The following is a 16,794-nucleotide window of genomic DNA, read 5'->3' as shown; positions in this document are numbered from 1 at the left end:
TCACCCAATTAATAGAAGTTCATATGAGCTGCCTACAACAACTTGAATGAACTTCTATTTTCATAAATTTTTAGTGTGGTTACCTCACCTGATAATTAAGAAACACAAAAATATTAAGGAACATCCTAACGAAACCTATTCAAACATTTATAAAAAAGTTTGTATATTGTTGTATTTTTTATTACATTTGCACAATATTAATCAAAACACACAAACTTATGAAACAATCCTCATTATTCCTTATCAATTACTCTCACTTCTTGTTCCAAAGATTAGAATGATACAGTAAACAACTACAATAGTTTAAAGAAACAGGAATAAATATCAAACTTATTAACATGCAAACAATGAAAAAGATTTTATTATTAATGATGACTACATTGGCGATAGCCGGATGCAGTAATGAAGAACAGGACAACCTCGTTCCAGAAGAAGTAACAGTAAACATTGATTATGATTTTTGGGAAAGTGGAAGCATGTCAAGATCCGGAGCAGATCTATACACTAACTTCTATAATAAATATGTAAAAACCAAGTTATTGACTCCGACAACTTATTCATTATCCCTAAGTACAAAAGATACGCCTAAACCAACAACTATTAATGGGTATTGGGGAAATAAGGATGGAATTAGATTAGTAGAGGGAACCTATAATATATATGGTACATCTATTCCTACAAGTTCTGAAGCGTCTATTGATACGCTGTCTATGTCATTTAATGAAAAAGTTACGATAACAAAAGAAACTACTTCAATAACATTGACAGCTAAACACTCATCATTCATGCTGATATTTGACGCAAGCAATACCACATCAATAGAATACTCAGGATATCTTGGTAATATACACAGCACTTGTAGCCTTAATAAAAAAGATGAAATCTATTACATATTTCTAAGTAAGGACATTGAAGCATCCGATCAAATTGTTGTAACAAGAAAAAACAAAAAGAAAGTTATTATTAATCTTTATGGATTATCTTTCGAAAAAGGAAAATACTATTACTTTAATGACGTGACAAACTCATTTGATATACCACCAATGACTGAAGGGAACTAATTAATCGAGGTTCAAGGTTGATTTCGATAAGTTGAAACATTCTTACTCACCCCTGATCAAAGTAAATATCTGAGACGAATGAATAAAAATCTCTGATCAATAATAAGTGGTAATAAATGGAACTACAAGTAATTCAAAGTAAGATCTACGAGATACGAGGAAGTAGAGTTATGTTAGACTTTGATCTGGCAAAATTGTATAGTACAGAAACGAGTTTATTAAAACGTGCTGTCAGACGAAACATGGAACGTTTTCCGGAAGATTTTATGTTTCAATTAACGAAAGAAGAAGCTAATAGTCTGTATTCCAGTGGGGTATTCCAAGCTGGCACACCCCAATATAACTTTAGTGCCTATGCTCCTTTTGCTTTTACAGAACAAGGTGTAGCTATGCTAAGTAGCGTATTAAGATCTCCCATTGCTGTAAAGGTGAACATTAATATCATGCGCGCATTTGTTAGTGTTCGACAATTCGTCTTAACCAATGAAAGTAATACCAAAGAGATAGAGTACCTTAAACATCGTATTGAGGAACTGGAACATCAAGGAGTGAAAGCATTTGCTATGATAGAAAGGCTGGGAGAAGAAACGTTAGAAGCCATCAATGATTTATCTGAGGATAACCGTAAAGAATTCGATAACGTTTACCTTGCACTCTCACAGTTGGCAGACAAGAAGAAACAATCTAAACCTCGTAATCCTATTGGTTTTAGGAAGTAATTCTATAATTGACCAATAGAAATAAAACAAATTTTACAAATCAATGAATATGAGAATTAGAAACAATAGCCAGAGGTATATTGTTCTTTCATGAATAGGTAAAGGAAACGAATTAAAATAAAAAGACACTGAAAGACATACACCACTTCATCTACTTTACAAGGCCACGAACTTGCAACAGACTGATAATCAACACTTATAAGATTGTACACTTTTGTTATACAAGAATGTACAATCTTATATGACAAGAGTGTACAATATTGCATGGTAAAAGTGTACAATCTTATAGTTCGTTGGCTATTTAGGTTAAAAACGGAATTCGAATGGACTGACGAGCCGGTATTGGTGGCATTGAATGCAATATCGTGATGGGACTAATAAAGGTTTCGAAAAATGTAGTTATCCTGTCTTTTTGTTCCTATATGGCTGATTTTCATGACACCCTTATTCTAATTATTACTGCAATTAGAGAATAAAATGCATAATAATATCAATTATTATGCGTATTCTATCGTATAATCTTTCTTTAGTTGGATAATCATGCACATTTATTCGGCGTGTTATCCTAATTTTCCCGGTATGATAAGTTCGGTTCCTCTACGAGAAACAACTCGAACCTCGTAGAGAAACGACTCGAGACTCTACGAGAAAAAATAAAACTGCCTAAAAAGACGTTTTCAGACGCTAACTGATGGCTAAATTCACTCCAATCTTAACTATTAAAAGTATAATCAAAGAATTTCATAAAGTTGAATTATGTAATAAATATCAAAAAAACAAGATGTTTTTGTCATGCAATTCTCCAAAAAAACATACAATAGGAATAATAGAAGCCAGAAATGCCGAAGATTTTTATTACTTGCAAGAAACCTTCCCTTAATTAGAGGATTCTAAAGGATCAGGAATGTCACTTTGTCAAATTGTAAGTAAGTATGTACTTTGAATAGACACGAACTAATTATTATTTTTCAGACATAAGAACAAAAGAACACATTTTCTGTATAACCTCCATAAACAGCTTATTTGTTCTTATGTTCTTATGTCTAATCTCCATCTATACTGATAGGATAAAACTATCCTGAATATGTTGCCAGTCTGGACAAATTTAACATAGAAAATGAGGTAACCGACAGTATACACCTGTATCAATTCGATTTTTTAATGCGAGCAACATTATAATTCTCAATCGAATTTATTTCCTTTATAATATATTTCCATAACTTTGGCCCGTACTATCAAAAACACTCTCTGTATATGGATAAAAAATACATTATAGGCTTACAGAAGGGCTCATACTCCGATTTTAATAAATTATATGACCTTTATGCAGATAGATTGTATGGCTTTGCTTACAACCTGACACATTCGTCGGAGATGGCAGAGGAAATTGTGCAGGAAGTCTTTTTAAAAATCTGGCAGATGCGGGAACACTTATCTCCCGAATATTCTTTTCGTTCTTTTCTCTTCACGATTGCCAAAAATAAGTTTCTGAACGATTTGAGAAACCGGCTCACCTTGCTTTCTTATGACGAATACATAACTCAACTGGATGATGCGACGGAAAGAGGAGAAAACTCCACAGAAAGTGAGTTTAACTTCAATGAGTTGAATGAACAGGTCCTCCAGTCCAAAGATAAACTGAGTAAGCGGCAAAAGATGATATTCGAAATGAGTAAAGAAGAAGGATTGTCAAATCAGGAAATTGCTTTGAAACTTGGTATCTCCGAACAATCTGTCAGAAATCAATTAAGTAGCGCACTCAAAGTACTTAGAGAAGAACTCATTAAAATCGGCTTTTCTTTCGCTCTCTTTTTTATGAGTTAGTGATAAACCTAAAAAAAGTTAATAACAAAGGATACATATGTTACATGATTCGTATTTCTGTGTATCACTTATAAACGGACAGGATTGATTATGGAGAAACAGAATAATATACTTGAAAAATATATTCGCGGCAGCATCAGCGAAGAAGAATATAATGAATTGCAACAGCAGATTCAGAATGATTCTGATAACAGTGTCGGGGATATGCTAAATGAGTGTTGGCAAAAAGACCTGAATATCCACGTTATGCCCCGGGCTGCGAAAGAACGGACCCGGAGACTGGTTAACGAAAAGATAAAGAAGGATATGAGACGCGTCTGGTTCAAACGGGCGTCGACCATTGCAGCTTCTATTCTGGTACCCGTATTAATCATCTCTACGGTTTATTTCTATAAGGAAATGGACCATTACAAGCAGATACCCAATATCGTATCTGTCAACAAAGGACAACGAGCCGGTATTACACTGCCTGATGGAACAATTGTTCATTTGAACAGTGAATCTAAACTGACTTATACTCCGGACTTTAATGGTAAGTTGCGAGAGGTGGTTCTGGAAGGAGAAGCCTTTTTTGAGGTCACTCCCAATAAGGAGAAGCCTTTCATTGTGAAAACGTCCGTTTTCGATGTAGAGGTATTGGGAACTTCTTTTAATGTCTCGGTTTACAATGATGAGAATATTGTAGAAACCGCACTTATGGAAGGAAAAGTGAAACTGACGATGCAGGGCTGTCCGTCTAAGCCTGTTTATCTGACGCCTTCACAGAAGTTTATCTATTCCAGAAGCGATCGGCAAGGTACTATCTCCATCATGGAGGGAGATACCGAACTGGCCTGGAAACAAGGTATACTTGCATTCAATGCAGAACCGTTGGAAGAGGTTTTCCGGAAAATAGAACGCTGGTACGGAGTAACGATGCACTACGACAAAGAAAGTTTAGTGAACGACAACTTCACAGGACAATTCAAGATGATTTCCATCCAGGAAATGATGAATATATTGCGCATGCACTATAACCTGAAATTTAAAATAGAGAATAATGACATATACATAATCTAAAAACAAAAAAGCATATGAAAAATACCGATTAAAAAAATCCTTTCGTCCTCCACCGTTCCGTCCTTTTTTTAAGAAGCTGATAAAAATAATCAAAACAGTTTCTTAATATCCAAATTCATTTTAATCAATTCAATTGACAGGGAGCCTTCTCAGGGTGGCTCCAAGCCATTGCTATGCCCTTTTTTAAACAAAAAATGCTTATGAAGAAAATAATAATGTATATCGCCTTACTGATGTTGCCGATCCTTTGTTCAGCGCGGAAAGCCTTTGTGATAGAAGAAGGCCGAACCGTAATACTGACAGGTAAACATGCTTCATCACCGGCACTGCTTGCAGCACACGAACTGCAATATTTCGTAAAACAATCATTGGGGATACACGTACCCATAGTGAATGAATTACCATCGAAACCCACCGGGATTATCTATGTGGGTAACAGTGAATATACGGATAAAATACACTTTGAACCACAGGAATATCTGATACAAATCACTCCGGAAACAATCGTTCTGATGGGACAGGACGAAAACTCTGACAGTGATGGGGGACGCGATAACAACGGTATAACACCCTCAAAAGACCGGTTAAAAATTAACTACTCAAAGCTGACAGGTAATTCATCGGCCAACGTAGAGTTGACGCTGCCGTCTATTTATGATGCACAAGGAACTTGTTATGCTGTATATGACTTCGTTGAGAACTATCTGGGTGTCCGTTTCTATGGTCCGGCTCCGCTAAATGTGATTGTCCCCAAACAGAAGCAACTGAAACTGGCTCCAACCCGAGTGATGCGTTCTCCTGCAATCAAATACAGAGACAGTAGCTATTCTTTTGATTGGCCGATGATGAAAGAACAATATTTTGAAGCTACGCCGGAGATGACCCAGCTATTCCTCAGAAGAATCCGGTTCGGCGGAGAGAAATGGGCTGCCAATCATGCTTTCACAGCTTATCAGGACCGTTTCCTTCAAAAGAACCCGGATCGTCCGGAACTCTTCGAAGGTTACCATCCCGAATATTTTGCCGTCGGACGTACCGGAGGACCTCACGAACGCCAATTCTGTTATACCAATCAGGCATTTATCAAACAGGTGGCCAAAGATGCCTGCGACTATTTTGACGGGCAGCCCCTGAAAGGTGAACAAATAGCTTTAGGAGACTATTTTGCAGTGGTTCCGCTTGACAATGCCAACTGGTGCCAATGTGAAGAATGCAGCCGGCAACTGGCTATTGATAAAGATAATATCCGGGGAGAACACTTCAATTGCGGTACTGCCACCCATTACCTGTGGACCTTCGTCAACAATGTGGCTAAAGAGGTAAAGAAAACCCATCCCGGAAAAAAAATAGCCGCCCTGGCCTATCATGTATATGCTTATCTGCCTGAGGATATAGAACTGGAAGATAACATATCGGTAGCCCCCTGCCTTCACCCACGCAACTATTGGGCACCAAAGATGAAAGAGAATGAAACTGATTTCTACAAAGACTGGATTGAAGAAAGCAAGAAGAGCCATCGTCCCGTCTATCTGTGGAATTACCTGTGTTTCCCAACCGAACGCGGACTGGTACAGGGGTTCAACGTATTTCCCGGATTCAGTATCCACCAGGTGGCCGAAGAAACAAAAATGTACGCCCGGGATGGTGTACGAGGTATATTCCTTTGTGGAATAGGAGAGCAGTTTGATTTCTATGCCACCATGAAACTCTATGATAATCCGACATTAGACATAGACCACCTGCTAAATGAATTCTTCACCTCTTATTTTGGTAAAGCAGCCCGCCCCATGCGCAACTTCTATGACAAAATAGAACAGGTATACAGTGATTCCAAAAATTATCCGTTGGACATTCAGACTAAAGATGCACAGTTTCACCAGACAGAAGCAATAGCATGGGAATACCTCGGAACAGACCGGGTAATGAAGGAACTGGAAGGGTATATCCGTAAAGCACAATCGCTGGCAGATAGTCCGGCAGAAAAAGCACGCGTGGATTCATGGGTGAAAGGAGTCTGGGAATATATGCAAACAGGTAAAGCAAAATACATATCTAAAAAAGCAAAAGAATGAAACTTATCAATCTCTTTCTGTTCCTCTTCCTGCTGGGATGCGTAAGTTGCAAAAGCCCGGAAGAGAACATACCCAACGAGTCTATACAGATTATTCCTCTGCCAAACTCGTATGAACTCAAACCGGGCAGTTTCTGTATGACCGGACAAACAACGATCGGAATAGATACTTCTGACCCGGCAATGGTAGCCCTGGCAGAATACTTCAACGAAAAGACAAGTGATGCTACCGGATTCTCTTTACCGATTGGTGACTCCGGAACAATCGTCTTTCAATTAGGCGATTATAAAGAGTTGGGAGAGGAGGGATATCAGTTGTCCGTATCCTCCGGGAAACTCGTGCTGAGTGCATACAGGCATCATGGTATATTCAACGGCATACAATCTGTTCTTCAACTACTCCCTCCGGAAATAAAATCGAAAACAGTGCAGCCACAGAAAACATGGTACATCAATTGTGTGGAAATCACCGATAAACCTCAGTTCGCATGGCGCGGGCTGATGCTTGACGTCAGCCGGCACTTCTTTACCAAACAGGAAGTGAAGCGGTTCATAGACCAAATGGCAGAATACAAGTATAATGTGTTTCACTGGCATCTGACCGATGATCAGGGGTGGAGACTTGAAATAAAATCACTGCCTGAACTGACCAACATCGGTGCATGGAGAGCTCCCCGGGTAGGTAACTGGTGGGAGAGAGAACCCCAACTTTCTACCGACTCTTTGAGCTATGGAGGGTTTTATACTCCGGAAGACATCCGGGAGGTCGTAGACTATGCCCGGAAACGCTATATTACGATAGTGCCCGAAATAGATATACCCGGACACAGTATGGCTGCTCTATCGGCATATCCGGAAATCTCTTGTACGGGTGGCCCTTTTCATGTGAATGTAGGAAATACATTTTATACAAAAGTAGAAAATTCCTTGTGTGCAGGCAATGAACGGACGTTTGAAGTTCTTGATTCTATATTCTCTGAAGTTGCCCGTCTTTTTCCTTCCCCATATATACATATCGGAGGCGATGAATGTTATAAAGGCTTTTGGGAGAAATGTCCCAAATGCCGGATGCGAAAACAAAAAGAACATCTGAAAAATTCGGAAGAACTGCAAAGCTACTTTATAAAACGGGTGGCCGACATGGTTCAGAAAAAAGGGAAACAAATCATCGGATGGGATGAGATACTGGAAGGTGGCTTAGCTCCGGAAGCAATTGTAATGTCATGGAGAGGTATAAAGGGAGGTGCGGAAGCTGCCCGCCAAGGACACTCGGTTATTATGACTCCGAGCGATCATTGTTACCTGGATTTCTATCAGGGAGACCCGGCTGTTGAACCGAATACTTATGCTATGCTTCGCCTGCAGGATTGCTACAAATATCAGCTTATCCCCGACAGCATAAATCCGTCTTTAGTAATGGGCGGACAAGGAAACCTTTGGACAGAATCCGTACCTCACTACCGTCAGGTGGAATACATGGTCTGGCCCCGTGCTTTAGCTATATCCGAGACATTATGGACCGATGCCCGGCTACGTAACTGGAAATTCTTTGTCCACAGGGTAGAACAACAATTTGAACGCTTCGACCAATCCGGAGTTAACTATGCCCGTAGCATTTATGATCCGATCATCTGTCCGCACCGGGATAAAAAGAACGAACTGAAAATAGAACTGAAGACAGAAGTAGAAGGCCTAAGCCTGTTCTATACATTCGACAATACAATCCCCGATGTCTACTCCAATATGTATACAGATACACTTTCTGTTCCTAAAAATGCATCGATGCTTCGCGTAGCCACTTACAAGGGACAGGTACAAGCAGGCAGACAGGTTGATGTTACAATCGAGGAGCTGAAAAAGAGAGTGACGGAATAAAAAGTAATATGTTATAAAACATAAAAAAAGAGATGTTACAAATAAAGCCAATCGGTGTACTACTTACAGAACGGACAAGGACAAAGAAAAACGAGACATCTGACTAACAAGTAAAAACACCTGAAAATCACTTATGATAAAATACTTAAAATCATTATGAGTACAAGAAAATTTCGCATAATACTGCTTCTATTGTTAATGACCGGATTCGTATCCGCCATTAATGCCCAGGAGCAAAAAATCTCTCTCTCACTTAACAATGCCACATTGAAGCAGTTCTTTAATGAGATAGAACACAAAACCGATTACTCTTTCTCTTACCGTGAAGGAGTATTGGATAACCGGAAGGATATAACGGTTTCTGTACAAAACAAAGACCTGTTGGAAGTCCTCAAAACGGTACTCACTCCAAGAGGATTAAGCTTTAGCATACAATCCAAATCAGTAGTCATCATTCCACAGCAACAGGTAGCCGCAAGCAAACCGGTTATCATCAAAGGAAAAGTTACAGATACTACCAACGAACCACTTGTAGGAGTTACCATCCGGGTTAAAAATGGTAATGAAGGTACAACGACCGATATGGACGGTAACTACTCAATCCAGCTGAAAAACAAGAATTCCGAACTTCAGTTCTCTTACATCGGTTACAAACAAAAGGATATAAGAGTAAAGGACAAAACGGTAGTCAATGTACAGCTGGATGAAGATAGCCATATGCTGAATGAAGTAGTGGCTATCGGCTACGGTGTGATGAGAAAAAGAGACCTGACGGGTTCTGTAGCCCGCATCGGAGAAAAGGATATAAACAATGTTCCTACAATCCGTCTGGATCAGGCACTGACCGGTAAAGTATCGGGTGTACACGTCACTAACACTTCCGGTGAACCGGGTGCAGCTACCAATATCCTGATTCGTGGTGGTAACTCTATTTCGGCAAGTAATCAGCCTTTGTATGTTGTAGACGGATTTATCGGTGCAGGCGACCTGAACCTGATTGACCCCAATGACATAGAATCAATAGAGATTCTGAAAGACGCCGCAGCTACTTCTATTTATGGTGCCAGAGGTGCCAATGGTGTTGTTATCATTACGACTAAAAGAGGAATCGAAGGTGGCAACAATGTTACAGTGAATGCCTACGTCGGTATCCAGCATGTTGCCAAACGGTTGGAAATGCTCAATGCGCGTGAATATGCCGAAATGCTGAATCAACAGGATGTGGCTGCCGGACAAGAACCTTCTATTGAGAATCCCAGTATCTATGAAAAAGGTACTGACTGGCAGGAGGAAATACTCCAAATGGCTCTGATGCAGAATTATCAGGTAGCAGCTTCGGGAGGAAGTAAAGACACCCGTTACTATTTATCATTGAGTATGTTCGATCAGGAGGGTGTCATCAAAAGATCCGGGATCAGACGTTATCAGACCCGCCTCAACTTGGACAGAAAGATAGGTGATAAGATAAATATCGGGGCTAATTTCCAATTTTCCCACTCGTCCAGAAAACCCAATCTGGTAAGTTTGGGAGGATTTGATTACCAAAGCTCGGCTCTGGCAACTCCTCCGACCATGCCTATTTATAATGAGGACGGTTCGTATGCTGCAGACAGCCCTTCACGTGTGGTAAGCAACAAGATTGACAACGTAGTAGCACAGCTTAACCTGCGTAAGAAAGAAGAATTATCGACCACTGTCTATGCAGGTATATTTGCAGACTGGGAAGCCATAAAAGGATTGAAGTTCAAAACTTCTTTAGGATTGAACGCCAGTACCAGTAAAACAAATGAATACAAACCCGGTTCACTCCCAACCATGATGCAGAATAAAACCAAAGGTGAAGCGTGGATCAATCAGGGAGAAGGTTATTCTATCTTATGGGAAAACACAGCCAACTATATGAAAGAGATAGCCGAAGGACACCACCTGACTGTTTTGGGAGGATATACTTTACAATTCGGACGTAACGAAGGGCTAAGCCTGTACGGGAAAAACTTCACCAATGACCTGTTGGACTGGAACAACCTCTCTGATGCAGAAACCAAAACCCGCCAGATAGGCAGCTCTGCTTCCGAATGGGCCATCATTTCGTATCTGGGACGTATCAACTACTCTATTCACGATCGTTACCTGCTCTCGCTTGTAGGCAGATACGATGGTTCATCCCGTTTAGGCAAAGATAACCAGTTTGCTTTCTTCCCTTCCGTAGCTTTGGGATGGAGACTCTCGGAAGAGAAGTTCATGAAGCGCTTTTCCAAACTGAATAACCTGAAACTGAGATTCAGTTATGGTCTTTCCGGAAATCAGGATATTGCACTGTACCAGACATTACCGTTGATGAAACAACAAAATGTGATGCTGGGCGACATTCCGCAAATCGGATACATCCCCGATCGTCTGGGTAATGACAAACTGAAATGGGAGACAACGGCCCAGTTCGATTTTGGTGTGGAGGCTTCTTTCTTCAATTCACGTTTGAATATAGAACTTGACTTTTATTCTAAAAGAACCAAAGATCTTTTACTGGATGTGGAATTCCCCTATATCTCAGGATTCAAGAATGGTTTCATGAATGTAGGTAAAATCTCAAACCAGGGAGTAGAGCTTATGATTCGTACTACCAATATCGCTACAAAAGATTTCACATGGTCTACCGAATTTAATATCTCTACAAATAAAAATAAAGTCTTAGCAATGGGACCGGATAAAGATTTTGAATATACTTTCCGTCCGGGTTTGGGTACACATCCTTACTCCTGGTTAAAGGTAGGACAGCCCGTCGGAGTATTCTATGGCTATATTATGGATGGCATTTACCGCTCACGTGCACAGATTGAAGCCGGTAATGAGCCAAACGCTTCACTCGGACAAAAGATCTACCGGGATATTAATGGGGATGGCGTGGTTTCCATTGAAGACCAGACAACCATCGGCGACCCGAATCCCGATTTCTTTGGAGGTATCAACAATACGTTCACTTACAAGAATTTCACTCTAAGTGTATTTTTACAGGGAACGTATGGAAATGACATACTTGCAGGAGGTGACTTCCTGTATGCCACAGTCGACCCCCGGTTTGTAAATCAGTACAAACGGGTAAAGAATTTCTGGTCACTCGACAATCCCAACGGAAATTATCCTAAACTCTATTCCAATGACGAATACCAGCCTTCTACCTACATGATTCATGATGGTTCACATCTGAAAATAAAGAGTATCAGCCTGTATTACAACTTCCCGGTTAAGAGCTGGAAAAAGAATAAGACGATTCAGGAACTGCAATGTTACGTTACCGGTACCAACCTGTTCACGTTCACCTCATACAAAGGATACGATCCGGAGGTAAATACCGGAACGGAAGGCGGTTATAAGGTCTATTCGGCCAACGTGCTACGGGGTATGGACTTTACCGCTTATCCCTCAGCGAGAACTTATACTTTTGGCTTTAAAATCACATTATAATGAAAAGAATCATGAAAAAACTAAAGATAATGGCACTGTGCATCCTGACTGCTACTTGCAGCTCGTGCCTGGACATGCTCGATAAAACACCTATATCACAACTCAGCGTCGGTAAACTGTTTGAAACGGCAGATGGGGCGGAAGCTGCCGTATCCGGATGTTACAGTTTCCTCAATGGAACAGGATATTACAGTCAGGACAGATGGTGCTTTGCCTTTGAAGGTACCGATATATCCGGTAGTGCAGGTGGCTCAGCCAATTATCAATGGACTTCCGGTGAAAACCGGTGGAGTGACTGGTGGCTCACCACTTATCAGGCAATCGGCGCTTGTAACACAACCATAAGCCGCATAAAGAAATCAACCTTTGATGAGAGCCGCCGTACTTCGCTGCTGGCAGAAGCTCGTTTTCTACGTGCTTTCTACTATTATCATGCATTGACTTACTGGGGAGGCGTGCCCTTATTGAAAGATGAAATAACCTCGCTGGATCAGGTAAAGAATATAAAGAGAGCCACACGGGAAGAACTTTCAAATTTCATCATTGATGAACTCACTGAAGTATCGGACATCTTAGAGAAAAGCCCTGCCATCGTAGCAAGAGCCAGTAAAGGAACCGCACTTACCCTGTTGGCAAAAATGTACTTACTGCAAGAACAATGGGAAAATGCAGCAAAGACCTGTGAGCAAATCATGGGCTTGAACAAATATAAACTGTTCGACAACTATAGCGACATCTTCTCACAGGCATTCGAGAACCAGCAGGAACACATCTTCTCTATTCAGTTCAATGCCGATTATACCGACTTCTCGGCCCGTATGCTGTGGTATCTGGGTCCAAGCAAAGAAGAATGGGACAAGTTCAATGGTTTGGGAGGAAGTTCAGCCCCTACTTCCTTCTATGATAAATACGATGAATGGGACCTGCGCCTTGAACACAATCTGGCCAAGACCTGGCGGGGACAGGCTTTTAAAGACAGCCGTATCGCCATCATTAAATACTGGGACAGGACCGGTAAACAAATGCTTGACCACGACGGACTGAACTTCCCCGTATTCCGCTATGCAGACGTTCTTCTCATGTATGCCGAAGCATTAAACGAATGGAAAGGAGGACCTACCCAAGAGGCTTATGACGCAATCAATGAAATTCGCGAACGGGCAGGGGTAGATGAAATAGAAGAATTGGATTACAAACAATTTCAATCTTTTATCCGTGACGAACGTGCCCGTGAATTATGCTATGAGGGGCATCGCCGATTCGATCTTGTGCGTTGGGGAATACTTGTAGAGACGGTAAAAAGAGTCAGTAAAGAGATTAACTCAAAGGGAGGTGAATACATTAGTGAAGCCCATAACCTTTGCCCTATCCCTCAGACAGAGATTATAAAGAACTCAAATTTGGAACAGAATCCAGGATATGAAACTACTAAAAAATAAAAGCGATATGAAATCAACATTCAAGCTACTTCTGCTTTTAATGACTCTCTCATTCATTGCTTGTGACAAGAACGAAGATGACTTCTCAAAAAAAGACAGTTATCTGTATGTATGGAACATACGCACATGGAATGTGGGTACGGAAAGTAAACTTTCTGATATAAAAGTAACCTATTTCTTCAAAGGGGATACCACCCGGATACAGAATATTAACTTCTGGGTAATCAAAGAAAAAAGTACCCTCTATGCCGAAGAGGCCATGAAACATACCGACAGGGCTTTTCAGGTAACGTATCCTCAGAAAGATCCTAACCAGAAAGAGTTCAAGAACCAATGTTCTTTCCGCTTCAGTGAAGGATTCAATGTAGATTATGACGGTGATCCGATTGTACCGGGAGGAAAATACAGACTGGTAGTAAAAGCCATTGCTACCGACAACAAAGTGGTAGACAGCCCTACCACCGAATCGGGGGTATTCGAGATATACGACCCTAACAGTCCTGAAGAATAAACTTTGTTTAATTTAAAATAGATACCAAATGAAAAAGAATTTGTTTTTATGCCTGCTGTTTTTGTTAGGCATTCTCAATGTATCTGCCCAGACGACAGGTAACAAAGGTTTCAAGTTGAACGTAAATGCCGGAGATGCTTATCTGGATTGCGGAGATATCACACAGCTCAACAAAGCCGGAGCTTACACCATAGAGGCATGGGTGAATATAACCCTGGATGAGCTGGCCGATCGTTTCATTATCTTCAAAAAAGAGCAACCCGACGAGCGTAACCGTATTAAGGTACAGGTAGAAAAAAATGGACAGATCTACGTTATGCAGGCTAACGGAGATGGTGCTTATGCACAAACATCTGCCGGATGCTATCCGAAAAGTGGCTGGCACCATGTGGCTTTAGTTTATGACGGAACAAAATCAAGCACCGACGAAGGAGTTATCATTCTCTATATCGACGGTATCCGCCAGTCTTTCTCTAATGCTTTCTTCAAACCTACCACAGGTGACATTGACGCGCCATTCGTATTGGGTGGTGCTTCTCTTGCCTGCTACGATGAAGTCAGAGTATGGAACAAGTCTCTCAGCCTTGAAACCATATCTAAATGGAAAAGCTATAAAGTGCTCGATACACACCCGGATAAAGCCAACTTAGTGGCCTATTATGATTTCCAGAATGTAACAGATACCAATGTTCCCGATTTACAGGGTGCTTATCCGGCTACTTTTAAAGCAACGGAAGCTGAAGTAAAAAACATCGACCTGAAGATCTTTGAAGAAGTAGGCGAAATGACTATCGAAAGCAGTATGGTTTCTCAGAAGACAGGTAATGCCTATGCGAAAGAAGACAACATTGAATTGCTTACTCTGAAAGTAAACACCGTTGGTGCAGGCGAACTGTCACTTACCGGACTGGACTTCTCGCTGAACGGTACAACCAAGCTGACTGATATTGCTACTATCAATGTGTACTATGCCGGTGACAAAGCACAGATCACAGACGAATCACTCACAATGAACTACCAGGCACTTCGCCCGGGTACCGGTAAACTGGAGTTACGTGATGGAGATAATGCAGGTAAACAACCACTTAGTGTAGGAAATAACTTCTTTATCGTAGCCATCCGGTTGAAACCGACAGCCACTGACGGAAATAAACTGGACGGGCAAATCACCAAACTGTACTTCAGTAACGGGAAAGATGTAGTTCCTGAATCTTCTGACCCGGATGGTGATATGACAATCCGCCAAATCAACAAGCTCGACGCAGCAGCCTATACACAGAAGTGTACTGACTATAACAATAAGATAGTATTCGGCTGGTTCCCCTGGTTCAGTGTTACCACTATTGACAAAGTAGACTGGAAAGGCCTCACTCATATTGCTCCTATTGGTTTTGAAATCGACAAGGGAGGTTATACCCCCACTTTCGAAGATAAAGGTATCGACCTGAAATGGCCCTGGATTGACTTTATTAACGCAGCGCACAAAAATGGTGTGAAAGTATTGGCTGCCATCACCGGTAATGTTCGTGACGGTGGAAATACAGCTTTCTATGTAGATCTGTTTGGCGATTCACAAAAGATGCGTGCTGCAGCCGTTGCCATAGCTAAGTTTGTTGACAAATACAACCTGGATGGTATTAATATGGATATTGAAGAGTTTTACAACTCCGTCCCCAATCACGGTGCAAAATATAATGAACTGGCTAAATATATAAAAGAAGAGCTCGACAAAATCAATCCGGATTTCGAACTTTCTATTGCTACCTATCCGGGAAATGAAAGCAATGAATGGGATTTCAAAGGAATGCTCAAAAGTGCCGACTACCTTACTATCATGATGTACAACATCGGACAAACATTCACTTGCCCGCTGAACGATGCACAAAGAAGAATCAAGCAGTTCTGGCTGGATATCGACATTCCTGCATCTGACATTGTTATCGCATGGCCCTACTATGGCAATATCTACAAGAACGGATCAAAATTCGGAACAGCTACTTTAGGTGATGTACCCAAGTATGCCAAAGACAATGATATCACTTGGGATGACGCAGCAAAATGTAATGTTTATAAGTATACCGAAGACGGTGCCAATATGGTGGCTTATGCCGAGGATCTTCAGAGCCTCCGCTTAAAATATGACTATACTACCAAAGGCGGCTTCAAAGGTATTGGTATCTGGGCATTGGGTCAGGATGCAGGTATGGAAGACCAGGCATACGGATTGATTCGCGAATTCTACGATTCTACCTATCAAGGAACAGGAATCAGCAAGAACCAGTCCAATGGTAACATATCCGTTTATCCTGCTGCTGTAGAAGATGAACTGTTCATCAACTTAAAAGACAATGACGGAGCCAATGTTACAGTTACTGTTTACAATATGATGGGACAGGCATTGAAAAACATAAATTTAGCTTCCGGCGTACGGTCTGTTCACCTTAACAGCCTTTCTACCGGTTGCTATATAGTGAAAATTCAATGTGAATCAGAAGTGGCAAGCTTTAGAGTTGTAAAGAAGTAAACCTTTCCGCTCTTTTTGGCAGATATTAAAACTCACCACAGAGTAACACAGAGTTCCACAGAGTTTAAATCTTTATTGAAACGCAGATGAACGCAGATTTTCGCAAAGGAAAACAAATATATGATAAAGAACTACAGTCTTTTAATCTGTGTTCATCTGCGATCATCCGCGTTTCATCAGATAAATACTACTCTGTGAAACTCTGTGTTACTCTGTGGTGAAAAGACTTCTGATACACCCGCTTTTTCT

The 16,794-nt window shown here is 40.9% G+C and carries 10 protein-coding genes; all 10 read left to right on the top strand.

The window, feature by feature from the left end; genetic code table 11:
* The first annotated feature begins 347 nt into the window (after positions 1-347).
* Complete coding sequence (locus HCG69_RS00220) at positions 348-1,061, top strand: hypothetical protein (protein WP_221648346.1); 714 nt, start codon at positions 348-350, stop codon at positions 1,059-1,061.
* A gap of 116 nt (positions 1,062-1,177) precedes the next feature.
* A complete protein-coding gene (locus tag HCG69_RS00215; protein WP_122201249.1) occupies positions 1,178-1,780 on the top strand; it encodes an ORF6N domain-containing protein in 603 nt (200 codons plus the stop codon).
* A gap of 1,254 nt (positions 1,781-3,034) precedes the next feature.
* Positions 3,035-3,604 carry an RNA polymerase sigma-70 factor gene (locus HCG69_RS00210; RefSeq protein ID WP_195350868.1) on the top strand — a complete coding sequence of 190 codons (570 nt, stop codon included), beginning with the start codon at positions 3,035-3,037 and terminating at the stop codon, positions 3,602-3,604.
* 90 nt (positions 3,605-3,694) lie between these two features.
* Positions 3,695-4,663: a FecR family protein gene (locus HCG69_RS00205; RefSeq protein WP_122201252.1), complete on the top strand. Its 969-nt coding sequence runs from the start codon at positions 3,695-3,697 to the stop codon at positions 4,661-4,663.
* A 200-nt stretch (positions 4,664-4,863) separates the two neighbouring features.
* Positions 4,864-6,735: a DUF4838 domain-containing protein gene (locus tag HCG69_RS00200; protein ID WP_221648345.1), complete on the top strand. Its 1,872-nt coding sequence runs from the start codon at positions 4,864-4,866 to the stop codon at positions 6,733-6,735.
* Positions 6,732-8,609: a beta-N-acetylhexosaminidase gene (locus tag HCG69_RS00195; protein ID WP_221648344.1), complete on the top strand. Its 1,878-nt coding sequence runs from the start codon at positions 6,732-6,734 to the stop codon at positions 8,607-8,609. Before HCG69_RS00200 ends, HCG69_RS00195 begins: the two co-directional genes overlap by 4 nt.
* 156 nt (positions 8,610-8,765) lie before the next feature.
* A complete protein-coding gene (locus HCG69_RS00190; protein WP_221648343.1) occupies positions 8,766-12,071 on the top strand; it encodes a TonB-dependent receptor in 3,306 nt (1,101 codons plus the stop codon).
* 11 nt (positions 12,072-12,082) lie between these two features.
* Positions 12,083-13,510, top strand: coding sequence for a RagB/SusD family nutrient uptake outer membrane protein (locus tag HCG69_RS00185; RefSeq protein WP_221648342.1), 1,428 nt, complete (start codon positions 12,083-12,085; stop codon positions 13,508-13,510).
* 7 nt (positions 13,511-13,517) lie between these two features.
* Positions 13,518-14,021 (top strand): hypothetical protein, encoded by a 504-nt coding sequence (locus tag HCG69_RS00180; RefSeq protein ID WP_007483069.1) that lies wholly within the window; start codon positions 13,518-13,520, stop codon positions 14,019-14,021.
* A 28-nt stretch (positions 14,022-14,049) separates the two neighbouring features.
* A complete protein-coding gene (locus HCG69_RS00175) occupies positions 14,050-16,545 on the top strand; it encodes a glycosyl hydrolase family 18 protein (RefSeq protein WP_221648341.1) in 2,496 nt (831 codons plus the stop codon).
* Positions 16,546-16,794: the final 249 nt, after the last annotated feature.

Origin of the sequence: Bacteroides sp. K03, from assembly GCF_019734355.1 — a bacterium.
Lineage (GTDB): Bacteria > Bacteroidota > Bacteroidia > Bacteroidales > Bacteroidaceae > Bacteroides > Bacteroides nordii.
Note: the sequence above shows the minus strand (reverse complement) of the source record. Positions and strands in the feature narration are given on the sequence as shown.